General features: G+C 36.8%; 23 protein-coding genes and 4 tRNA genes. 10 read left to right on the top strand and 17 right to left on the bottom strand.

All coding sequences use genetic code 11. The annotated features are described in order from the left end of the window. Window positions 1–150 precede the first annotated feature (150 nt). Window positions 151–1599 (bottom strand): NAD-dependent succinate-semialdehyde dehydrogenase, encoded by a 1449-nt coding sequence (locus OC457_RS05240; RefSeq protein ID WP_080173679.1) that lies wholly within the window; start codon window positions 1597–1599, stop codon window positions 151–153. Between the two features lie 267 nt (window positions 1600–1866). Here OC457_RS05240 and OC457_RS05235 point away from each other — a divergent pair, with 267 nt between their 5' ends. Then, window positions 1867–2706, top strand: coding sequence for a pirin family protein (locus OC457_RS05235; RefSeq protein WP_080173677.1), 840 nt, complete (start codon window positions 1867–1869; stop codon window positions 2704–2706). A gap of 67 nt (window positions 2707–2773) precedes the next feature. Here OC457_RS05235 and OC457_RS05230 read toward each other — a convergent pair whose 3' ends face one another. Together OC457_RS05230 and OC457_RS05225 are read right to left on the bottom strand one after the other, a co-directional pair. Beyond that, a complete protein-coding gene (locus OC457_RS05230; RefSeq protein ID WP_080173675.1) occupies window positions 2774–3247 on the bottom strand; it encodes a DUF2947 domain-containing protein in 474 nt (157 codons plus the stop codon). Between the two features lie 150 nt (window positions 3248–3397). Further along, the gene (locus OC457_RS05225; protein ID WP_080173673.1) at window positions 3398–3616 is read right to left on the bottom strand and encodes a hypothetical protein; all 219 of its coding nucleotides are present in this window, start codon (window positions 3614–3616) and stop codon (window positions 3398–3400) included. Window positions 3617–3980: 364 nt separating this feature from the next. On the opposite strand from OC457_RS05225, the gene OC457_RS05220 reads away from it, so the two are divergent. Continuing rightward, window positions 3981–4811, top strand: coding sequence for a DUF3108 domain-containing protein (locus OC457_RS05220; RefSeq protein WP_080173671.1), 831 nt, complete (start codon window positions 3981–3983; stop codon window positions 4809–4811). Between the two features lie 59 nt (window positions 4812–4870). On the opposite strand, the gene OC457_RS05215 is transcribed toward OC457_RS05220, so the two are convergent. After that, window positions 4871–5122 carry a hypothetical protein gene (locus tag OC457_RS05215; RefSeq protein ID WP_080173669.1) on the bottom strand — a complete coding sequence of 84 codons (252 nt, stop codon included), beginning with the start codon at window positions 5120–5122 and terminating at the stop codon, window positions 4871–4873. A 146-nt stretch (window positions 5123–5268) separates the two neighbouring features. Here OC457_RS05215 and OC457_RS05210 point away from each other — a divergent pair, with 146 nt between their 5' ends. Continuing rightward, complete coding sequence (locus OC457_RS05210; protein WP_080173667.1) at window positions 5269–5448, top strand: DUF3012 domain-containing protein; 180 nt, start codon at window positions 5269–5271, stop codon at window positions 5446–5448. A gap of 104 nt (window positions 5449–5552) precedes the next feature. On the opposite strand, the gene OC457_RS05205 is transcribed toward OC457_RS05210, so the two are convergent. The 5 genes from OC457_RS05205 to OC457_RS05185 all read right to left on the bottom strand — a co-directional run bounded on the left by OC457_RS05205 (window position 5553) and on the right by OC457_RS05185 (window position 7143). After that, window positions 5553–5639: transfer RNA gene (locus OC457_RS05205), tRNA-Leu, on the bottom strand. Window positions 5640–5746: 107 nt separating this feature from the next. Then, window positions 5747–5833, bottom strand: a tRNA-Leu gene (locus tag OC457_RS05200). A 64-nt stretch (window positions 5834–5897) separates the two neighbouring features. Next, window positions 5898–5973, bottom strand: a tRNA-Gly gene (locus tag OC457_RS05195). Between the two features lie 11 nt (window positions 5974–5984). Beyond that, a tRNA-Cys gene (locus OC457_RS05190) sits at window positions 5985–6058 on the bottom strand. A gap of 161 nt (window positions 6059–6219) precedes the next feature. Beyond that, the gene (locus OC457_RS05185; RefSeq protein WP_080173665.1) at window positions 6220–7143 is read right to left on the bottom strand and encodes a PfkB family carbohydrate kinase; all 924 of its coding nucleotides are present in this window, start codon (window positions 7141–7143) and stop codon (window positions 6220–6222) included. A gap of 465 nt (window positions 7144–7608) precedes the next feature. Here OC457_RS05185 and OC457_RS05180 point away from each other — a divergent pair, with 465 nt between their 5' ends. Both OC457_RS05180 and OC457_RS05175 read left to right on the top strand, forming a co-directional pair. After that, window positions 7609–9486 (top strand): DUF294 nucleotidyltransferase-like domain-containing protein, encoded by a 1878-nt coding sequence (locus OC457_RS05180; protein ID WP_080173663.1) that lies wholly within the window; start codon window positions 7609–7611, stop codon window positions 9484–9486. A 15-nt stretch (window positions 9487–9501) separates the two neighbouring features. Next, window positions 9502–10251, top strand: coding sequence for a 3'-5' exonuclease (locus OC457_RS05175; protein ID WP_080173662.1), 750 nt, complete (start codon window positions 9502–9504; stop codon window positions 10249–10251). 99 nt (window positions 10252–10350) lie between these two features. On the opposite strand, the gene OC457_RS05170 is transcribed toward OC457_RS05175, so the two are convergent. From OC457_RS05170 to OC457_RS05160, 3 genes are all read right to left on the bottom strand, one after another. Beyond that, window positions 10351–11925: a BCCT family transporter gene (locus OC457_RS05170; protein WP_080173660.1), complete on the bottom strand. Its 1575-nt coding sequence runs from the start codon at window positions 11923–11925 to the stop codon at window positions 10351–10353. Window positions 11926–12490: 565 nt separating this feature from the next. Beyond that, window positions 12491–12697, bottom strand: coding sequence for a hypothetical protein (locus OC457_RS05165; RefSeq protein WP_080173658.1), 207 nt, complete (start codon window positions 12695–12697; stop codon window positions 12491–12493). Window positions 12698–12771: 74 nt separating this feature from the next. After that, window positions 12772–13089 (bottom strand): glutaredoxin domain-containing protein, encoded by a 318-nt coding sequence (locus OC457_RS05160; RefSeq protein ID WP_080173656.1) that lies wholly within the window; start codon window positions 13087–13089, stop codon window positions 12772–12774. Window positions 13090–13462: 373 nt separating this feature from the next. Between OC457_RS05160 and amrA the strand changes: the two genes are divergently transcribed. Further along, window positions 13463–14083 carry an AmmeMemoRadiSam system protein A gene (gene amrA / locus OC457_RS05155; protein WP_080173654.1) on the top strand — a complete coding sequence of 207 codons (621 nt, stop codon included), beginning with the start codon at window positions 13463–13465 and terminating at the stop codon, window positions 14081–14083. A 95-nt stretch (window positions 14084–14178) separates the two neighbouring features. Here amrA and OC457_RS05150 read toward each other — a convergent pair whose 3' ends face one another. Together OC457_RS05150 and OC457_RS05145 are read right to left on the bottom strand one after the other, a co-directional pair. After that, window positions 14179–15315: an endonuclease/exonuclease/phosphatase family protein gene (locus OC457_RS05150; RefSeq protein ID WP_306341379.1), complete on the bottom strand. Its 1137-nt coding sequence runs from the start codon at window positions 15313–15315 to the stop codon at window positions 14179–14181. Between the two features lie 85 nt (window positions 15316–15400). Beyond that, window positions 15401–15892, bottom strand: a complete 492-nt coding sequence (locus tag OC457_RS05145) for a hypothetical protein (RefSeq protein WP_080173653.1) — start codon at window positions 15890–15892, stop codon at window positions 15401–15403. A 180-nt stretch (window positions 15893–16072) separates the two neighbouring features. Here OC457_RS05145 and mobB point away from each other — a divergent pair, with 180 nt between their 5' ends. Beyond that, window positions 16073–16597 (top strand): molybdopterin-guanine dinucleotide biosynthesis protein B, encoded by a 525-nt coding sequence (gene mobB / locus OC457_RS05140; protein WP_080173651.1) that lies wholly within the window; start codon window positions 16073–16075, stop codon window positions 16595–16597. A 224-nt stretch (window positions 16598–16821) separates the two neighbouring features. Further along, window positions 16822–18147 carry a rhodanese-like domain-containing protein gene (locus OC457_RS05135; protein WP_080173649.1) on the top strand — a complete coding sequence of 442 codons (1326 nt, stop codon included), beginning with the start codon at window positions 16822–16824 and terminating at the stop codon, window positions 18145–18147. A 98-nt stretch (window positions 18148–18245) separates the two neighbouring features. Here OC457_RS05135 and OC457_RS05130 read toward each other — a convergent pair whose 3' ends face one another. From OC457_RS05130 to OC457_RS05120, 3 genes are all read right to left on the bottom strand, one after another. Beyond that, entirely contained in the window at window positions 18246–19154 is a 909-nt protein-coding gene (locus tag OC457_RS05130) for an aldo/keto reductase (protein WP_080173647.1), read from the bottom strand. A 142-nt stretch (window positions 19155–19296) separates the two neighbouring features. Further along, entirely contained in the window at window positions 19297–20223 is a 927-nt protein-coding gene (locus tag OC457_RS05125; RefSeq protein WP_370737956.1) for a M15 family metallopeptidase, read from the bottom strand. 75 nt (window positions 20224–20298) lie between these two features. Continuing rightward, window positions 20299–20742 carry an RNA-binding S4 domain-containing protein gene (locus OC457_RS05120; RefSeq protein ID WP_080173645.1) on the bottom strand — a complete coding sequence of 148 codons (444 nt, stop codon included), beginning with the start codon at window positions 20740–20742 and terminating at the stop codon, window positions 20299–20301. Between the two features lie 408 nt (window positions 20743–21150). Between OC457_RS05120 and fusA the strand changes: the two genes are divergently transcribed. Further along, complete coding sequence (gene fusA / locus OC457_RS05115) at window positions 21151–23238, top strand: elongation factor G (protein ID WP_080173644.1); 2088 nt, start codon at window positions 21151–21153, stop codon at window positions 23236–23238. Window positions 23239–23489: 251 nt separating this feature from the next. After that, on the top strand, window positions 23490–23951 hold the full coding sequence (locus OC457_RS05110) for a GNAT family N-acetyltransferase (protein ID WP_080173643.1): 462 nt from the start codon (window positions 23490–23492) through the stop codon (window positions 23949–23951). The last annotated feature ends 24 nt before the right edge of the window (window positions 23952–23975 follow it).

Genomic DNA, 23975 nt, shown 5'->3' with positions numbered 1-23975 from the left:
ATTCTATATCGTAAAGCAATTAACCCATAAAATTAGATAAGTTATCCCATAAACTTATCGTTCTTATTTTACCAACCATTCCGTGAAATAAAATAAAGCCCTTAAAAAGGGCTTTATTTTTAAAAGAATATAGCTAAAACAATAATAAGATTAAATCCCCCCCATTAGGGTATATTTCATTTCAGTATATTCTTCTAACCCTTGATGTGCCCCTTCGCGACCTAATCCCGATTCTTTAACACCACCAAAAGGAGCAAGTTCAGTAGAAATAAGACCTTCATTGACACCCACCATTCCATACTCCAATGCTTCACTAACATTAAATGCACGTGCTAGCGATTGTGTATAGATATAGGCAGCTAATCCTGAATCTGTATTATTAGCGCGTTCAATAACCTCTTGATCATCACTAAAGCTGAAAATAGCCGCCAATGGACCAAACGTTTCTTCCGTTGCAACCAGCATGTCATCGTGAACATCTCGAATAATTGTCGGCATAATAAAACAATTATTTGATATTTGTTGACTGCCTAAAACTAAGCGAGCTCCTTTTAGCATTGCATCATGTATATGACGTTCTACTTTTTCAACTGCCGCACGATTAATTAATGGACCCATAGTGACTCCATCATCAATACCATTGCCAACTTTCAATAACGCAACCTGCTGACGCAATTTATCAATAAATTGGTCATAAATACTATTATGGACATAAATACGGTTAGCACAGACGCAAGTTTGACCTGCATTACGAAATTTAGCGATCATTACACCATCAATCGCACGATCAATATCAGCATCATCGAATATAATAAATGGTGCATTGCCGCCTAATTCTAATGATACTTTTTTAACACTCGCAGCAGCTTGTGCCATCAACAACTTACCAATCGCCGTAGAACCGGTGAAAGAGATCTTTTTAACTTTTTTATTACCGGTTAATTCAGCACCAATTTTAACCGCATCACCCGTTACAACACTGAATAAACCATCAGGAATACCCGCTTCTTGTGCTAGTGCTGCAAATGCTAATGCCGTAAAAGGGGTATCAGGCGCAGGTTTCAATACTACGGCACAACCTGCTGCAAATGCAGGTCCACATTTACGCGTGATCATTGCTGCAGGAAAATTCCAAGGCGTAATAGCGGCAACAACACCAATAGGTTGACGTGAAACTAAAATACGCGCATCCGCTTTATGACTTGGAATTATTTCACCATTCATACGCTTTGCTTCTTCGGCATACCACTCAATAAAGCTTGCAGCATACGCAATTTCACCTTTAGCTTCATTAAGTGGCTTACCTTGTTCTAACGTCAAAATAGTGGCTAACTCAGTAGTATTATCAATAATAAGTTCATACCATTGACGTAATACCGTTGCTTTATATTTTGCTGTTGTTTTTGCCCATTGCCGATATGCTTTATCAGCACCGTCGATAGCTACGCGCGTTTCTTCAACCCCCATCAAAGGAACATTGCCAATAACTTCAGCTGTCGCTGGATTAGTAACAACAGTCTGTTTTCCTGAATAGGCATTTACCCATTCACCATTAATAAACGCTTGCTGCTTAAATAAACCACCTAGAGATAATGTCATTGTGATACCTTGCTTTATTTTTTCAATGAGTGAGATAAAAACGATTAGTATAAAGAATATTTATTTAAAAAAATAACGAACGCATTAATTAACTTATTATATTGCTACCTTAGCCATATCACCGCGAAGGTCAATGCACGATGCTTATAACTAAACCACAAAAATTAGCCTTTTTATCAGCAAATAATGACGATTAATACTACGCTTTAAATAGTATAAATATGAACCACAGCTTTACTTTTATTTTAGAGTGGAAATAAATAGCTTATGCAAAAAAGTAGACCGCTTATTCATATCCGTCATGGTATTAAACAAGGTGCCACTACTTCTTTTATTCCTGAGCAATATTTTTCCATCACAAATCCATTCGTCTTATGGGAACACTTCACATCTAAAAAAAGTACTAATCGTAGCCTTGATTTTCATGGCCATTCAGGCGTAGAAGCCATTAGCTACCCACTTAAAGGAACGATCTCACACTATGACTCAACACCGCAACATCATATAATTAACAGTGGTGATGTTCATATAATGACAAGTGGGCAAGGCATTATCCATAAATCAACGACATTACCACGCCAATCAGTGAGTGAATCATTTCAATTATGGGTAGCCCTACCAGCTTCTAATAAAGATGAAATGTGTAAGCCAAAGAGTCAACTTTTTAATAAAAATAACTTTCCACTCATTGAAAATAATAATTCAACAACAAAAATATTGATTGGTCGTTACCATCAATATGATAGTCCAATAAAAAGTCATTGTGAGTTAATTTTACTTGATATTATAATGACGTCTTATAGTACATGGTATTTTACACCGCCCAAACAACACCTTTCGTGTTTTATTTATTTAAAATCAGGAGTAGTTTATAGTGCTAATAATAAATTAACACCATCTCAAATGGGATTTTTCAAATCATCTTCATCACCCATAACAATCACAACAACCAATCAAAGCTCACGTTTTATTGTTGCTTGTGCAGTACCATTAAAACAACCATTAATAACGAATAAAGATTCTGTTCATTCTTGTGAAAACAATATTAATAAAAGCCAAACTACAATAAATGAATTACTACTAAATAGTCATAACTTAAATTATTAGGAGGTTATTTTTGACCGAATAAAAATGTCATATACAGATATATACGACATTTAGAATTAATTGAAATTTATGGACGAGTTGCTATTTGGAATGTACCATTTGATTGAAACCAAACGGCTTGCTTTTGCTTACGTCCAAGTAATAATGGACCATCATCAAAAAACAAGAAATTCTTCCAATTACGTTTAAATACACCCCATTTAGTTTCAATAATATTGTATTTTTCATAGCAGAAAAAAATGGTCGTATTATCTTCCCATTTAATATCAGCCAATAGTTCTGCTGGTAACTCAGGCTCATCGCTGTCCCAAGCTTGCTGCCAATCTATTGCGTCTGACCAAATTTTTTTATCAAAAGCCCAGTCGCCTTTCTCAAAGTGATCAGCATCAGAACTTTGGTTACTCACATGTTCACACCACAATTGTGCCGAACGAGCTTGAGTAAATGGTTTTATTTGCACTAGATCCGCTTCGGAAACTGGCATTGAAGCATGGGTAAAAATCCATTTACGTACGTAACTATCAAATTCGGTATAATTCATTTTTTAGCCTAAAAAGATAAAGACGACGCAATGTACATCAGTGTTGATATTTGTTCCAGTATCTCACCCATAATTTTTATATATCATGACTTATTGGTATAAAAAGGCACAAAAATACTTGTACCTATTCACACTCTATTTTGCACTTTATTACTTATTTTGATCCCACAAATCACTGATCCAACCACCGATATGGTCATCGTAATGGTTATCTGAAAAAGTAGGTGATGTTTTTATCGGTTCATTATGATGACATTCAAGAAGTTCAGATATATGCCTCGCCATCGGATCTTCGATGGACCGCATTTGTCGTTTTTGGGCTACTTCCTTAATAATCTGTAATCGATATGACGAGCTCATTTTTTTCATCGCTAACTCCTCTAAGTAATATACATATAATAACAACCAGATAAAAATAGGCTTCACTATGGATTACGTCAAATAACCGACATTAAATCATTATATATTCATCTTGAACTATTAAATTTTTCACTTATAAAACAACATGTTAAATAAACAAATATATAACCATTAAATATCTTTTTATTATTTCATTCTTAACCAACTGATTATAATAAACTTTTAAAAAAAAATTTATTTATCTCATTCTTAATTAAGAATACAGAATCTCAATATTACAGCATAATTAGCAGCGTTAATTTTATGACACATCTGTTAGACTATTAAAAGGCTATAATTAACACCGTTATTCGTGATTTTTCTAGGAGTGTTTGTGCGTTTATTACCTATTATTACTTTTTCTCTCATCAGTTTTTTCAGTGCTACCATCAATGCTAGCGCTAACACATTAGTACCACCGCCCCTCTTAGGTAGTGTCCCAACTCAAATAAATAAAACGCCTACAACCATAAAAACAATGTCTACTCAATTATTACCAAATAAAAATAATCAATGTAATAAGACATTGAACTATAAGATTTTTTTTGAAGGGCATGATATTGGTAATTATCAACGAAATATTGTTTGGGATGGAACCCAAGCAAACATTTATACTAAAAGCATAGTTAATGTATTAATTACTAAAGCAAAATTAAATCAGCACTCAAAACTTCACTGGTCATCACAACGTCAAAGTTTTGTAACTGACTCTTTTGAACGTACAATAAAAGGCTTAATGACGGGTAAAGTTTCTGCTTCTTTTACCAATAACGGCGCCAAATCAACGGTAATTGAAGACGGTAAATCACATCAATTTAGTGAAACTTCATTACCAATACTTGATGGAGATACCATCGGCACACAAATGCGATTAGACATAATGCAAGGTAAAAAGAATTTTGATTTTATTTTGCAAAATAGTGATGACATTAGCCATTATTATTTTAAAGTTATAGGGGAAGAAACAATCGCTACTAATTTTGGTAATCTAAAAACAATTCGTGTCGACCAAGTAAAGAAAAAGGATCGCCAGCTTTCATTATGGTTTGCACCTTCAATTGATTATCAACTCGTACGTGCAACCTATAAACGGAAATTATTAGATTTAAAGGCAGTATTAATGAGTAAACAAATTAGCTGTCCTAGCCCTATATTAATTAAATAACCTTCGCTAAAACTAATTAAACAGCCACTATTTAGATGGCTGTTTAATGACATCACCATTTACTTTGCAACCGCTTTACCACCAATAATTTTATATGCTGGTGTACCTCTGACCAATGTTTCACGAGCAAACACTGCCTGACATTCAGGACAAATACATGCTTGTTGCGTAAAATCTTTACTTATTCTCTCTTTGAAGCATTTTACTAATGCTCCTTTCCCACCTTTACGATATTTGAACAGTAACGTTTTACAACGACAGCACAATACATCAACCGTTTTAACTGGACCTTTTTTATTAGGCTTAGCCATTATAATTTTGCTTCTTATGGTAAGAAATACATTAGATTACTAGCTCTTTAGTAAACCTCAATATGATAGGTGCAATGTCGTTATATCTTACTTAGTGTAGAATTAAATAGTTAATAAATTAAATACCACCCACAAACAGGATACCCATGAAAATATTTTTAATTTTTATAAGTACTCTATTTTTATTATCTGCATGTACGCCAACAGTAGGTAGCGAAAAATGGTGCCAGCAACTAAAAGAAAAAGCCAAAGGAGAATGGAGTGCAAATGAAGCAGTTGAGTTTACCCAAAACTGCATTATTCGTTTAAATAATGATAAAAAATAAATCACTCCACGCTATTATTTATCACCTTAAAACTATTTTAATTATAAATGTAATAAATCACAGGCGAAAAAAAAGCTCATCGAATGATGAGCTTTTTTAAAAGATGGTGCCCCGGGCCGGACTTGAACCGGCACAGCGCGAACGCCGAGGGATTTTAAATCCCTTGTGTCTACCAATTCCACCACCAGGGCACGCAATTCAATGCGATGGGTAAGACACCATCTGTAGACATCGCTAACAAGCCATATCTTTTAATTCTGTATAATATATACTTCAATTACTCATGTAAAAGAAGAGATGGTGCCCCGGGCCGGACTTGAACCGGCACAGCGCGAACGCCGAGGGATTTTAAATCCCTTGTGTCTACCAATTCCACCACCAGGGCACGCAATTTAATGCGATGGGTAAGACACCATCTATAGATACCGCTAAAGCCATATCTTTTAATTTGGAGCGACACACGAGGTTCGAACTCGTGACCTCAACCTTGGCAAGGTTGCGCTCTACCAGCTGAGCTAGTGTCGCAAGAGGAAGTATGGAGGCGCGTCCCGGAGTCGAACCGAGGTACACGGATTTGCAATCCGCTGCATAGCCACTCTGCCAACGCGCCATATTCCCTAACCGATGAGATATTGTTGTCTCGCGGTATGGGGTGCATTCTACTGATTACTGCAGATGAGTCAACAGCAAATTTTAATTTTACGATCGTTTGGTTATTATACATACAAAACAAGCTGTTCCGATCATATATTATACGTCAGGTTTCTTATTCTACATTATGTCTCGCATTGAATCAGAAGGAATAATCGCATCTGAACAGGTTGTTACTCTATGACTCAGTGTTTGTGCCAGTAATAATGATTGTGAAATCGTTTGTCGATTAATTCTAGCGGCAAGATAACCAGCAACAAATGCATTATCTACTATCTGATCACCATCTTTTACTGCCAATTTAATACTTGCTACTCGTAATAACGTATCAGAACGAATAACTAAACTACACACGGTACATTCGGCATTATTGGCTTGCTTAAAAACAACCTCACGGCATCCCCATTGAATATAGCGTTGAGTTAAATAGCGAGAGCTTCCCCAAATTCTCATTTCGTCATTTAAATCAATAAAAGCAATATCAACATAAGGAAATATTTTCCCATACCAATATTGTGCTTGCCTTGTTGACCAAAGATCAGCACGAAAGCTATTGTCTAAATAAACTTTGCCTCCTTTTTTCTTATGTATATCAAGTAAACTCAATAACAAAGTTTTATCATCATCAGTTAATGCTGCAACACTACCACCACTAATGTAGATAGCATCATAATCATTATTAGTTACCGCATGATGTAATAAAGCTGGACCATAAGAAAAATAATATCGCATTGCATTATCTTTATTCCAATAATGATAATGGCATTGACCATGATTATCAGTTTCGATAAAACATAGATTAGGGTATTTAGTCGCTAAACATTTCACTAAACTTGTGTCGATATTTTCTTGTTGCCAACACTGCAACATCTTCATTGATGTTTTTTCAATACCAATACAGGTAGCATAACTCACATTAATTGCACGCGATCCACCTAATCGTGCGAGATATAAAGCGCGATTAACAACATTACCACCGTATGTTTGATGCCGAGGTGAATGGTTAAGCTCAACTAATGCTTCCCCAAAAAAAACAATCTTCATATCGTTCCTCGCTATAAATAGCGGTAGATAACAATAAACATATTAAAACTAACTCATTAAAGCGTAATACATTTTTTATTATCATTATCTTTACAATATTCTAGATTTAACTTTTTTTCAGATGATAATAGTGTTTATTAAACAATAATAACACATCCCTACACCTTGATATTTTGACACTATTTCCTGCTATTCATTAAAGTGTATATCCACTGTCTCTTTTCCTGAAATTAATCTTCTACACTTATTTAGAAGTAATCAAATATTCACCAATATTGAGCAACCATAAATATTATTATTAACAGTTACATCTGTAATCATCAAACCTAACAATATATGATTTCCATACTGGCATAGGTTACAATTCTAACAGTGACAGACTATTTTAAACTACGTAAGATCTGTCGCTCTCTAATGATTATCTGCGGAGCCTTGCTCCTATTTTTTATTGATATGGATTGAGATATGGAAGCAGAACAAACAGAAATACTAAATTTCATCAGTCAATACCCTCCTTTCGATTTATTACCAGAAGAACAACTGAACGAATTAGCTATCGAAATCGAAGTCGCCTACCACCGTGCAAACAGCATGATTTTAAACTTAGGTGATAGCATTAATGATTTATTTCTTATTCGCAGTGGTGCAGTTGAAGTTTATCGTCGAAAAGGAGAATTATACAATCGTTTAGATGAAGGTGATATTTTTGGGCAGATGGGATTATTAATGAATAATCGTGTCAGAATGCCTGCAAAAGCCTTGGAAGATACCCTACTCTATTGTATTCCAGGCAATCTCTTTACCAAACTCTGTGATGACTACGATAGTTTTGCTGACTTCGTTGAAGTTGATGATGGTTCTCGTTTACGTCATGCTGTATCACGCCAAAATGATGAAAACGATCTAACAACCTCAAAAGTGCGTACCTTATTAACACGAGACGCAGTGATCCTTGATCAAAATGCAACAATTCAAGTAGCAGCTCAAACGATGGCAGATGAAGGTATTTCAGCACTACTTATCTGTGATGAGAATATCACTGACGATGACGATGATAATGATTTAATTGTTGGTATTATTACTGATCGTGATTTGTGTACCCGCGTTTTAGCACTCGGTGTTTCAACGGCAGAACCCGTATCTACCGTTATGTCAGCAGATCCAATCACACTCGATCATAATGCCTATGTGTTTGAAGCCATGCTCACCATGCTACGATCTAATATTCATCATCTTCCTGTTATGCGGAATAAGCATCCAGTAGGCATTATTAGCGTCTCCGATATTGTCCGCTATGAATCTCAAAATAGTTTATTACTTGTAAGCAGTATCTATCAACAACAATCAGTAGAAGAATTAACCGTACTATCAGCGCAAGTTAAAGACTGTTTTGTACGAATGGTTAATGAAGATGCTAACTCGCATATGATAGGCAGTGCGATGGCTGAAATCGGGCGTAGCTTTAAACAACGTCTACTTGAACTTGCAGAAGAAAAATATGGCCCACCACCCGTACCTTATTGTTTTCTTGCACTAGGTTCAATGGCGCGTGACGAGCAACTGATCGTGACAGATCAAGATAACGCTATTATTCTTGATAACAATTTTAATTATGAAAAACATAATGCTTATTTTGAACAGTTATCTAAATTTGTCTGTGATGGATTAGCTGAATGCGGCTATACCTATTGTACAGGCGATATAATGGCAACAAATCCAGAATGGCGAAAAACCCGTCAGCAATGGGAAAATTGTTTTGCTGACTGGATAGATAATCCAAAGCCTATCGCATTACTTAACAGTTCAATATTCTTTGATCTTGGTGGTGTCTGGGGTAAAACAAAATGGGCTAAACAACTTAACGGTTTTATCGTCCGTCGAGCACGTAACAGCCCTCGGTTCTTAGCTTGCCTTGCACGTAACGCCTTAAATCGCACTCCACCATTAGGCTTTTTCAAAGATTTTGTCATGGAAAAAGATGGTCGACATAATAACTCGATTAATCTTAAACGTCGCGGAACAGCGCCATTAGCTGATTTAATTCGCGTACATGCCCTTGCCGTTGGCTCACGATCACAAAATTCCCTCGAACGTCTTGATGACATTATAGATAGTGGCATTCTTCCACCAGGTCGAGCACAAGATTTACGTGATGCCATGGAATATATTTCATTAGTTCGTATTCGACATCAAGCACTCGATATTGAAGCAGGTATAGAACCCGACAATAGTATCGAACCTGAAAATATGTCTGATTTTGAACGCCGAAATCTTAAAGATGCGTTTCAAATATTAAGTAAAGCACAAAACTTTGTTAAGTTTCGCTATCAGTCAGCAAGATAATAAAAAGAGCAGTTAATGTTTCGTCATAGATCAAAACAATCCGCTTCTGCTCATTTTACCCGTAATATGCCAGTACCTGACTGGCATTTACGCTTTAAAATATTAGCGCAAGAAGCACAAGATAGCCGAATAAAATCTTATTATCAGGCTGGTATTATCTCTGAAGATACGCCCTTAAGCGCAGTACCTTTTGTGGCACTCGATTTTGAAACAACAGGACTTAATTCAGAAACCGATGATATTGTTAGTATAGGTTTAGTCCCCTTTGATATTCATCGTATTTATTGCCGTCAATCACAACATTGGGTTGTAAAACCCAAAGTAAAACTTGAAGAAGATTCTGTCGTTATTCATGGCATTACACACTCAGACGTTCAACAAGCACCTGACTTACGCCGTATTCTTGAAGCCGTATTAGACGCACTAGCAGGAAAAGTTGTAGTCGTACACTATAAAAATATCGAGCGACAATTTATGGATCGCGCCTTAAAAATTCGCTTAGGTGAAGGGATTCAATTTCCTGTTGTTGATACTTTAGCGATTGAAGCAACCATTCAGCAACAACAAGTGAGTGGGCTGTGGAATAAATTAAAAGGTAAACGTCCAGGTTCAGTACGGCTAGGAAAATGTCGTTCTCGTTATGGTCTTCCAGCCTACCAACCCCATCATGCTTTAACTGATGCGTTAGCAACAGCTGAGTTACTTCAAGCACAAATAGCCTATCACTTTAGTCCAGAGACCCCCATTGGCCAACTTTGGGAGTAAAGCGATTATTGTAGAGAAACTAGCGCCATAAAAAAAGCAGCCACTCAGAACTGATTCTGGTAGCTGCTTTTTATTACGTTATTTTACTTAGCGAATAAATTATTTATTACGCTCAGTTCTAAAGCCCATCAATAAACTGACACACATAAGTAATAAAATAAACGTAAACGGTAATGCTGTCGAAATGGTACCCGCTTGTAATGCTTCAATCGCTTGCGTACCACCAACCCATAATAAGGCTATCGCAATAATACCCTCAACAGCAGCCCAGAAAATACGTTGAGCGACAGGGTTATCAACTTTACCACCAGCCGTAATGCTATCAATTACCAATGAACCCGAATCTGATGATGTTACAAAGAACACCAAAATTAGAATCACCGAAATGAATGATAAAATAGTACCAAATGGTAAGGCATCGTACATCTCAAACATCGCTAACGGTACTTGAGTAATACCTTTAGCTCCTAATGTACCAATATGATCCATAATTTGATGAATAGCCTGTCCACCAAATACTGACATCCAAACAATTGTCACTGCTGTTGGAATAATTAATACCGCAATCAAGAATTCACGAACAGTACGACCTTTTGAGATACGCGCAATAAATGAACCAACAAATGGTGACCATGAGATCCACCATGCCCAGTAAACAACAGTCCAAGCATGCATCCATTTTTCATCGGCACGATCATAAGGATTACTTAATGGAATAAAGTTTTCAACATATCCCATGACAGTCTTTGGAATCGTATCAATAGAAACAGCAAGGCCAACAAGTCCTACAAAAATCAATAAGACAACAGCAACCATCATATTAATATTACTAAGTAATTTAACACCTGAATCAATGCCTTTTGCTACAGAATAAATAGCGACACAAGTGACAACAATAATAATACCAATCTGTAGCTCTAAGCCGCCATGCGTACCAAAGACATGGTTAATACCACTAGCAGCTTGTTGTGCGCCTAGGCCTAATGAAGTAGCTAAACCAAACAGTGTTGCCAAAACAGCCAAAATATCAATAATATGTCCAGCCCAGCCCCAAGTACGATCACCCAAAATAGGATAAAACACTGAACGAATAGAAAGAGGCAGGCCTTTATTATAAGCAAAATATGCCATTGATAATGCAACAACACCATAAATCGCCCAAGGGTGCAGACCCCAGTGATACATGGTTGCACCCATCGCAACTTTAAAGGCTTCTGGTGTTCCTGGTGTTACATTTAATGGTGTAGTTCCACCCCAGCCAGTGAAATAAGCTGCAGGCTCAGCGACACTCCAAAACATTAAGCCAATGCCCATACCTGCGGCAAATAGCATTGAAAGCCATGATAATGTTGTATGTTCAGCTTCTGCATCTTTACCACCTAGACGAATACGTCCATATGGTGAAACAATCAATGCCAAACAAAAGAAAACGAAGAAATTACCAGCCCAAATAAATAAAGAAGCGAATTGATTAACAATTGCACCTTTCACACTATCTAATGCTGCTTTTGCTGTTGCTGGATCGGTGATTAAAATTGCAACTAAAAAAATGATTATTAGTCCAGCACTCACACCAAAAACGGCATTGTGCACATCGAATCCCCACTTTTGAACATTATCCTGCCCAATAGTGTAATCCGTATTATTTATACTATATTTATCGTGTTTACTCATTTATTACATCCTGTTAGATATCGCCTCAACCCTAATATTTAGTCATGTAAATAAAAATTAAAGCGCCATTATATAACCATTAGTAGACGAGAACTGTCAATAGAGAAACAAAACAACCAAATAGCTTAAATCGATTAATTTTAAGTCTAAAAACAGGTATCGCTATTAATTAATTTTCATCAAAACAGCTGTTTTTTTATTTGTACTCTAACCATCTATTGCTACAACTTTAGTTCATTTGAAATTTTTAACTACTTTTTATATATCACCACACTCAGTTAAATTAATTTTTAATCTATTTAATCAATAAGTTACAATTAATATCCAATCTAAATAACAGAAGCAATTATTAATATAAATAAACAGAAAATGTTGGTGTTAACCTGTCACATTATAAAAATGAATAAGCCATTATTAACTAATAGCTTTTGGAATAAATAATAAAGCTTATTGCAGGAATAATATCGTGTAAAAATGAATTATAATTAATTAGTAAGTTTGCAAAAATTAGCCGATATCGGTTATTTTTTGCTCGAAATGCAGCAATAATACATAATGATAAATATCATGCAAATTCAAGAGAGATAAAAGTACACCCTTTTGAGCAACCAATTCCAGGCTGTTCACTTTGTTCTGGTGTAATAAATATCAAAGGCTGTCGACATTGCTCACAAGTAACGACTTTACCTTGCATTACTTTTTTAATCACAGCATGCTGATTACTAAATGATTGTTTAGCCTGCTTATTTAATTGTGAAAAATCTAATTTCATCTGTTATCTCTTAAATGTTATATAAAAAAGGAGGTAATCCCCCTTTTTATTTTATGATCTATGTTAGATTAGTTTTATAACTCAAAATCATCAAAGCTATTATTACTAACTTGACGATCAAGAAATGCCACTAAGTCATCATGACCACCGATATAGTGACCATCTAAAATAATCTGTGGTACTGTTCGTACGTTAACATTGGCAATATGTTGAATAAAATCAACCATAACTACTTTTGTTAATTGTTGTCCAAGAACTAATGTCACATATTCAGTACCTTGCTGATCCAATAATGCTTTTGCTTTTACACAATATGGACAATTAGGCTGAGTAATGATCACATTTTGATATTCACTCAATTGTTCAATCGTCAAACCTTGATCGCTATTCATAATCTACTTTATCTTCAACATAAAAATAGCATTAACGATAAAACAATCTACCTTGTGAGTAAAACCTATAAACAACACAATCAAAAAAACAATCAAAAAAAGTACAAATATTACTCAATTGTATTAATTTAACTACACTCCCATTAAAAACTTACAAACAGCATAATTTTGACAAACAAGTTAACACTTTTTACTTACGCATATATTGAATAATCAGTAAAAATAGATGATATTAATCATACAATAAAATAAGTTATTGCTCGTACAACACATTTATATCACTGCTAAGTATTTTATAAACTCACGTATTTGGCATTCATTATTTATATACGGACGTATTAATAATTCATAAAAATCAAAAAGGAGAACACTGGTGGATATTTCAGCTGTCACACATCAAACATACAATAAAGGTGAACTTACGCAGCTACTGGATATTGCCCGTGATGCGATTCGAGGCCATTTTTCAGAAAAAGCGATTTCAGCCTCAGCACCTAAAATAGAACACTATAATCGTAAAATGTTACAACCCGCAGCATGCTTTGTAACATTAGAAGTGAATGGTCAACTACAGGGTTGTATTGGATCAACGATTGCAACTAAACCTTTAATATTAGAAATGCATAATAAAGCGATAGGCAGTGCTTATGAAGATCGCCGTTTTATGCCACTAGCAGAAGATCAACTTGATGATTTAAGTATTGAAGTAGAAGTTCTATCTCCATTGGTTATACAACCATTTAGTACTGAAGCCGAATTATTTGAATATTTATCTCATAATAAGCAAGGTGTATTGTTGACCGATCGTCATGTACAAACAGTCGTATTACCCAGTGCTTGGCGCCGAGGATTATCAACGCCTCAATTTATACAATTACTTAAACAAAAAGCAGGTTGGTCGACTAATTATTGGTCAGACTCGATGGTAATTAAAACATTCACAACTTGCGCCCTGAAAGAAAATTTCAATACTATTCGTGGTAAATATTTTTAATTTAATAATTCAAGAATAAAATGACTGATCTATTTAGTCATTTTATCATTCTCCGCTTTAAATATGGAACAATGACGATCAATTGTTCCATTTTATTACAATGATGGCTCTGGACATGTTATATCAACCCAAACAAGTCGATGGTCCGATCCTGCGGTAGGTTTTTCGCGCCCTTTATCATCAAGCACTAATTGCCGTAATGGATGATCTTTTTCGGGCCAAAATACGCCACTGCTTACAATCGTAAAATTAGATGATGGCAAAACATAATCTAAACGCATTCCACCTAAATGTGTCCATTCATTATTACGTCCTTTACGCCGCTGCCACGGTCGATATTCACGGCTCCCTATACTTTTTGGCGTAAATATACCGTGACTCACTTGTTGATGAATTCGAGGGTGACCTAATAAATGTTTAATTGGCGTTTTTAAGCCGTCACCATCAACGACATCTGCATTCAAATCACCTAAAACAACAAATAATTGCTCAGGTTGTAACCCTCCTGTATTCCCAGCATCATCTTCTAAGTATGCCGCATTATCAATAATATCGCAGAGAAGTTGAATTTCATCATGATTGCGTTTGGCATTACGCCGTTCAGGACCATCAAAAACAGGGGGCGTTGGATGACTGCATACAAGATTTATAACGTGTGACTCATACTGAATGGGGATGATCAGATGATTTTTAGACGATAGTCTCAATATATTTATTGCTTCAATACTATAAAAATCACGAGGAATTAATGCATTAGGCATACTACTCCACCGCATATGTTGCCATGAACGAATATTATTCTCTTGTATTGGGTATTTAGATAATAATACAAAACCAAAATTACCATGAAAATGACCAAAGCCCATACCATCTTCAGGCAATGTCATCATACCGTCATTATTTAAATCGGTGCCACATAATAAACCGGTATTAGTCGCAGGACATAACCGATATGGATAGTCAATCAACGTCTGATTATATTGAGAAACTGCTAAATAATTATTACAGAAATTCGCTAATGAGCCATCATCACCACCAGCACCAAGATGATCAAACTCACACAGTAATATCACATCAGGTGCGATATGTTGAATAATAGCCGCCAATCGTCGTAAACGTGTAATATTTGGATTAGCCGTTAATGCTAATATTTTTTCTGGCTCACTGTCTGACATCGAAATATTAAACATTGCTACACGAAGTGATTGATTTCGATTAGATACAGATTTCACTCAATCTTCCCATCTACATATTTTTATATCAAACATTGTAATCGGCAGCTGCAATAATAAACACTGAATTTATGAAAATAATGACTTATCGATTACCCACTAAAGTATCAAGTGCTAAACGAATTTGCTTTGCATCATAACTCGCCCGATGTTTAACAGGGCCTTGTCGCTCAAGTGCTAATTGAAAATGTACTCGTTCAATGCCATTGTGCTGTTTTAACCAACAACAAATCTCAGTCAACATAAATGAGGGTCGCATATGTGCGGCATGATATAACCTTCCAAGCCAAAATAAATCCCACTCACTGTCACAAAAAACTAATTCATACTGCCCTAAAACGGCATTAAGATGCTGACAAACATCAACAACTTGTTTTCCATTTGTCTCTAATTCATAGCGTGTAATTTTATGAATATTTGATTCGGAAAACGTATCCCAATAAACCCATTCATCACTTGCTGATAACGGATTAATCAATAAACTATGATCAATACCAGTAGGAAGTGAATATCCAACTTCAATAGGATAAGAAAATTCGGATAGCCCAGATGCTTCAAAATCCAATGTCGCCCACATTACGCACTCCCTGTTAGGAAAGATTATATTAATTGTCGTAGCTATCATTTTTTATTCAATGACAAGAATAAAATTCACCAAAAATAAATCCCTTATATATCAATAAATACGCACTGTAGATAGGTGTTCACTTTTGTTAGGTATATAATAGCAAAAGAATCAATATCAACGGGTCTCATAATGATTACATCTCCTACACCTATACTGGGTTTTGCCGGTTTTAGTGGTTCAGGAAAAACGACGCTTCTTGAACAACTTATTCCCCTTCTTAAACAACATAACTTACGTATTGGGCTATTAAAACATAGTCATCATGATATTGATCCTGATACGCCAGGAAAAGACAGCTACCGTTTACGCCATGCTGGATGTGATCAAACTTTGCTCGCAACCCAATCACGTCATATGTTATATTTTGAATATCCGCAAGCAGAACGCCAAGATCCTGAATTAAATCATTGTCTAAGCCAGCTCAATCATGAACTATTAGACTTAATTTTAATTGAAGGATTTCGAGATCAACCATTTCCAAAAATAGAAATTCATCGTCCAAGTTACGGTAAACCATTACTTTATCCAACAGACAATACTATTTTTGCTTTTGCTAGTGATCAGCCGGCACCGAACGATTGTTATTTACCGCAATTAGATTTAAATAATCCGCACGATATTTGCCAGTTTATTATTGAATGGCTCGCAGAATAGCAACAAAGAAGATATAAGCTTAATATTGCTGTTTAGCCGCATCTAAATAGCAATATTTAAAATACTATCAAATAGTTATTATTAATAAGCCATAATAATTTAATTTTTTCATCATTACAGAAGACTAATTTTTTATAAATAAATGAAATCCAATTGTATTACCTTTTGAAAACGTTAAAATGCGCGCTTGCTTTTAACTGTCACGAAGGTGATTAGGTTTCATTATGTTTATTAAAATAACCACTATAGCAGCACTGTTACTGGCGTCTGGCTCTTCATTTGCCGCTAACTCTTCGTCATCAACAACAGCAACGTTTGAACAATTAGCTCAACAGCAAGCACATAAAACTCCGCTACAAATTATTGATTGTCGTAATAGTAATTTTTATAACGGTTGGCCTGAGCCTCAACAACAATATGGCGGTCATATCGCCGGTGCAATTAACATTGATGCTAGTTGGTTAAAAACATTAGATATCTCCGGTTTTAAAACCTTATTACACGATAAACATCTGAAACCTACTCTTCCAACTTATTTATATTGCTCAGCAGATAAAGCTCAGCAATTAACAACTGCTTTAAAAAATCAAGGTTATCATTCTGTAACGACTATTGATCAATCACTTAATCATTATCATGGTCAACTTAGTGCTTTACCTAATTTTCAACAATTAGTACCTGTATCATGGCTACATGATCTTATTGATGGTAAACACCCTCGTTATGCGCCAAAGCATGGCTATAAAGTCGTGGAAGTTGAATGGGGACCACCAGCAAAATACTTACTCGACCATATTCCAGGATCGTTGTATGTAAATACCAACACTATTGAATCAGAACCTTGGTGGAATAAAGTCAGTAATGCTGCATTAGCCAAAGTGATTGCTAATCTGGGTATTCGTTATGATACGACGGTTATCCTATATGCTCGCAATAATATGTCAGCAGCACGTTTTGCTAACTTCTTAATGTATGCTGGCGTTAAAGATGTACGTTTATTAAATGGTGGCTGGACAGCATGGGATAATGCTGATTACCCCACAGAAAACTTACCAAACTACAATAAAAAACCCGTTGCTTTTGGTAAAAAAATTCCTGTAAATCCTCAATATATAATCGATACAGCACAAGTAAAATCATTATTAAAAATGCCTGTTAATCAACAATCTGTTGTTAGTATTCGTACCTGGCCTGAATATATTGGTGAAACCAGTGGCTATGATTACATTAAGCCCAAAGGACGTATAGAAGGAGCTAAATGGGGGCATGCAGGTTCAGATTCTTACCACATGCAAGATTATCTTAATCCAGATCAAACCATGAAAAGCGGCAATGAAATTACCGCTCAATGGGCGCAATGGAATATTAAGCCAGATCAGGATGTCGCGTTTTTCTGTGGTACTGGCTGGCGAGCATCTGAGGCCTTTTTCTTCGCGCATATTCTCGGTTGGAAAAACATTAGTGTTTATGATGGTGGTTGGTATCAGTGGAGTGCCAATAAAAACAACCCAATAGCGGAAGGGACAATTACGCCCTCAAGCGTACATTAAATAATGAATAAACATTAAAGGTTATAACGGCAGTGCAATATTCCTTACTAACAAAGGATATTCCCTGCCGTTTTCTCTTTACTAAAAAATCAATGCAGTTATGGCACACCATGACCTTTTGATGCAGCCCATACGCGATAAAATTGCTCACGTGATAATCTAAAATCTAATCCTGCAACAGCTAATTTCACATGCTCAATATCACCCGACCCCATAATCGCTAATGGCTTTGAAGGTAAGCATCGAATCCATGCATAAATAACTTGATTAATGCTATCGACACCCATTTCAGATGCTATCTCAGTTAATGTTTCACGCACACGAATGTGTTGCTCAGACCTTCCAGTGAAAATATCACCACCAGCTAAACATGACCATGCCATTGGATGAATACGTTTCATCTGCAATTGATCAAGCGTACCATCATGAGCTACTTCAAAATTAAGCGGATTAATTTCAATTTGATTAGTAACTAGAGGTTGCTCAAGACGAGATTGCAATAAATCAAATTGGGCGGGTAAAAAATTCGACACACCAAAATGATTTACTTTGCCTTGTTGTTTTAACTCCGCAAATGCATCTGCAACTTCATCAGCATCCATAAGTACATCGGGACGATGAATTAATAGCAGATCAATATTATCAACCTGTAAATTGGTCAATGACTTATTTACAGACTCAATAATATGCGACTTACTGGTATCGTAATGATTAATACGACGCTGAGGATATTTAGTATTACAAAGATTGATATCACACTTCGTCACAATCTGTAATTGCTGACGTAGACTTGGCTTCAATGCTAAGGCTTCACCAAATAACACCTCGCATTGATAGTCACCATAAATATCAGCGTGATCAACTGTCGTGACCCCTAATTCAAGGTGTTGTTCTATAAAAGCTAATCGTTGTTGCGCAGTCATGCCCCATTCAGCTAAACGCCAATAGCCTTGCACTAACTCTGAAAAGTGTAATTGCTGTGCAACCATTGTAATTTGATTAACCATTGAACCATCCTTTGTCAAATAAGACTAATGATGCCCATCCTAAGAGTCTCAAATCATTGCCGCAAATGAATTAATCAAAAACAAAGTACACAGACTAAAAACTATGACTTAGATTGCAACTTATCAACAAACCTCTTGCCAACTAACGCTTTACACAAATAGCCGAACGTAAAGGTTGACGTTTAATCGCATCCATAACTCGCTGAGGGTCAGCACTATAAGCGGTATGCAATGACTTAACAACTAACTGATGTTTTAGATATTCAGTGTAATCGTTAAATTTATACTGACTATATGCTGTTGGATACATCTTGCTACAACTGTCATACCAAGCAATATAACGCTGAAAAAATAATGTCGCTTGTACAGGCGTCATTTTACTCATGGTTAACGCCATATCTTTGGTCAATTGAAAATGCTGATAATCAATTGGAGAATCCCAAAAGCCGCCCCAATATTGAAAACCATTACGCGCAAAAGTTGCAATCACAGTTTCAGCCATACCTCGACTGTCTGGTTTACCAAACCGATATTGAGCTCGATTTGCATAACGCGTCCCTTGAACAGGGCTAAACTTAACATTGCCATTACTGCCAAAAGTCACAAATGGATTTTGTAATGGATTAATGTCTATTGCAGCGCCATAGGCATGCAGTGATAAACTATTGCTACCAGCAACCGGGCGGTAATTAAATGCAGAAGTATTATTAGCCGTCATTGAGCGGGTATCATTACCGTCATACATTTCAATAGGTACCGCTTTATGAATAGGAAAACCTTGTTGATATAAATCATCAAAAATATTCCCCACATAAGGTGCCACGGCATCCATTACCACTAATTGTCCATTGGAATGTGCTTTACCTGCAAAATCACGGTAATTAAAAGTAACTTTTCTTAATCGCTGACATGGCACAGGCGCTGTCGCCGAAATAACGCCAGCCTTGGTCATTACTTGGCACTCACCCGTTGATAATGCACTGATTTTTGCTGCATTAACGGGTAATGTCACAGCACCTGCAGAAAACAAAAATAATGAAACCCACATATTACGAGAAGCAGTTATCATCCTAATTCGTCCTATCTCAAAAAATAGTAATAAAAAAGACGTGCAATCGCACGCCTCTATCGTTTAATCCATTATTTAAAAGCTTATTGGTTTACGTCCCGTTGCAGTGTCTGCCTTATTATCGGTTTTTGACGCTTCTTTTTTGGTTACAGAACGATTTTTACTGGTCGCGGGTGCTGCTTTATTTTTCTTTGCTTTTACTGTGGGGGCTTTTTTAGGCGCTTTAGCTGCTGGCGCTACTTTTTTTACTTGTTGATCGCGTGGTACAGCTTCTTGTACTGGCTGATCACAAATAACCACAAAATACTCACCATTAAATTCAATCACGTCACCATCATAGATTTTACAACGCTTACGTAATTCAATTTCACCATTTACAGCAACATAACCATCAGAAATGGCATATTTAGCTTCACCACCACCACTCACTAAATTGGCAATTTTTAGCACTTTATAAAGTTCAATCGGTTGAACGGATACTTCAACTTCCAGTGCTTCTACTTCTATTTCTTCAGACATCTTGCACACTCAAATAACAAAATAGGACTTAGTTGAATTCTACCTCACTAACAAACAGAAAGTGAAACAAATGACAAATTCCAACTCACTGACTATTTTTTAACGGCTAACATGCTAAAAAATCAGTTTTGTCCATTTTTATGGACACCTTATCACAACACATATTCAACATTGTGACCTCAAAATATCACTAAAATATCCTCTAATGGACTTACAATAATAAACAACCTCGACTAATCTTGGTTTTTATCACCGTTATTTGCTCGGATCTTCGTCAATAGGTATGGCACCTAGGGTAAAAAGCAAGCGAATAACTATTTTATTACACATGACTATGTTCTGATTAGCACAAGTAGTGCTATAATCCGCGACCTCACATGTGACAGTAATTGTTTATAGAGAAAAACAATGACAGATTTATCTAAATACAGAAACATTGGTATTTTCGCGCACGTTGATGCGGGCAAAACTACTACAACAGAGCGTATCCTTAAGCTAACTGGCCAAATCCACAAGATTGGTGAAGTTCATGACGGTGAGTCAACAACTGACTTCATGGAACAGGAAGCTGAGCGCGGTATTACTATCCAGTCTGCAGCAGTAAGCTGTTTCTGGAAAGATCACCGTTTCAACGTTATCGATACTCCGGGACACGTTGACTTCACAGTTGAAGTTTACCGTTCTCTTAAAGTACTTGATGGCGGCATCGGTGTATTCTGTGGTTCTGGTGGTGTTGAACCACAATCAGAAACTAACTGGCGTTACGCGAACGAATCAGAAGTTGCTCGTATCATCTTCGTTAACAAACTAGACCGTATGGGCGCAGATTTCTTCCGCGTTACAGATCAAGTTAAGAAGGTACTAGGCGCTACTCCACTAATCATGACACTTCCAATCGGTCGTGAAGATGATTTCGTTGGTGTTGTTGACGTTCTAAACCGTCAAGCATTCGTATGGGATGACTCAGGTCTTCCAGAGAACTTCGAAGTTCTACCTGTTCCTGAAGACATGGTTGACGACGTTGAAGCTTACCGTGAAGAAATGATCGAAACTGCTCTTGAGCAAGACGATGATCTTCTAGAAGCTTACATGGAAGGTGAAGAGCCTTCTATCGAAGATATCAAGCGTTGTATCCGTGCTGGTACTCGTACTTGTACTTTCTTCCCAACGTTCTGTGGTTCAGCATTCAAAAACAAGGGTATGCAACTTGTTCTTGATGCGGTAATTGATTACCTACCTTCTCCAACAGAAGTAGACCCACAGCCGTTAACTGATCCAGAAACTGGTGAGCCAACTGGTGAAGTTGCAACAGTATCTGTTGACGAACCATTCAAAGCTCTTGCGTTTAAGATCATGGACGACCGTTTCGGCGCCCTAACTTTCGTTCGTATTTACTCTGGTAAGCTAAACAAGGGTGACACCATCCTTAACTCTGCTACAGGTAAAACTGAGCGTATCGGCCGTATGGTTGAGATGCAAGCGAACGACCGTAACGAACTTACTTCAGCACAAGCTGGTGATATCATCGCTATCGTTGGTATGAAGAACGTTCAAACTGGTCACACTCTTTGTGATGTTAAGCACGAGTGTACTCTTGAGCCAATGATCTTCCCAACTCCAGTAATCTCAATTGCTGTAACGCCTAAAGATAAAGGCGGTTCTGAGAAAATGGGTATCGCGATCGGTAAAATGGTTGCAGAAGATCCATCTTTCCAAGTTGAAACTGACGAAGAAACTGGCGAAACAATCCTTAAAGGTATGGGTGAACTTCACCTAGACATTAAGGTTGATATCCTTAAGCGTACATACGGCGTAGACCTAATTGTTGGTCAACCTCAAGTTGCTTACCGTGAAACAATCACGAAAGCAGTTGAAGATAGCTACACGCATAAGAAGCAATCTGGTGGTTCTGGTCAGTTCGGTAAGATCGACTACATCATGAAACCAGGCGAAGTAGGTTCAGGCTTTACGTTCACATCATCAGTAATTGGTGGTAACGTTCCTAAAGAATTCTGGCCTGCAATCGAGAAAGGCTTCAAGGGCATGATGAACACTGGTGTTCTAGCTGGTTTCCCTGTTCTTGACGTTGAAATCGAGCTTCTTGATGGTGCATTCCACGCAGTCGATTCATCTGCAGTAGCATTTGAAATCGCAGCGAAAGGCGCATTCCGTCAATCTATGCCTAAAGCTGGTGCGCAACTTCTTGAGCCAATCATGAACGTTGACGTATTTACTCCAGAAGATCACGTTGGTGATGTTATCGGTGACCTTAACCGTCGTCGTGGCATGATCAAAGACCAGATCGCTGGCGTAACTGGTTCTCGTATTAAAGCTGACGTACCACTTTCAGAAATGTTTGGTTACATCGGTACTCTACGTACTATGACTTCTGGTCGTGGTCAGTTCTCTATGGAGTTCTCACACTACGCACCATGTCCTGCTAACGTTTCTGAAAAAGTTATCGCTGAGCAGAAAGAACGTAACGCTAAGAAGTAATTTTTAAATTACTCTAAGTGATACATTAACCCCGAGAACTTTGTTCTCGGGGTTATTTTTTATCTGTCCTTTGCGCTACTTTTATTGATCCTCACGACACTTTACTCATCAAATTACCACTTCATCAATCCTTCTCCCTACTACGCCAATAACATGCTTTTTTGTATTATAACAATTGTAATTACCACTAAAATTACTAGATAAAAGCACCACTTAAACGTAAAGTAATGCTTTTATTAATGACAATATATATGAATATTATTATTGATGACTTGCAAGGACACGCCATTCAAGCGTTACTACAATCGCACTTGATGGATATGAATACTACCGCGCCAGCAGAGAGTGTTCATGCCTTAGATCTAACTGAACTTCAACAACAAAACGTGACTTTCTGGTCGATATGGAATCAAAATCAATTGGCAGGATGCGGCGCAATAAAGTGCTTAAATGCAACCACTGCTGAAATAAAATCGATGCGCACTGCCGATACCTTTAGAGGCCAAGGTGTTGCATCACAACTACTCCAACATATTATTGCTTATGCTAAAATACAGGGCTATCAACAATTAAGCTTAGAAACAGGTTCTATGGCTTTCTTTGCTGCGTCACGTGCTCTTTATACAAAACATGGGTTTATCGAATGTCCTCCTTTTGCTGATTACCAACCCGACCCTCATAGCACTTTTATGACATTGGATCTGCAGGCATAAAAAAAGAACGCCGAAGCGTTCTTT

The sequence above is a fragment of the Photobacterium toruni genome (assembly GCF_024529955.1).
GTDB classification, from domain to species: Bacteria; Pseudomonadota; Gammaproteobacteria; order Enterobacterales; family Vibrionaceae; genus Photobacterium; species Photobacterium toruni.
The sequence above is the reverse complement of the archived record's forward strand: the minus strand, read 5'-3'. Positions and strand labels throughout refer to the sequence as shown.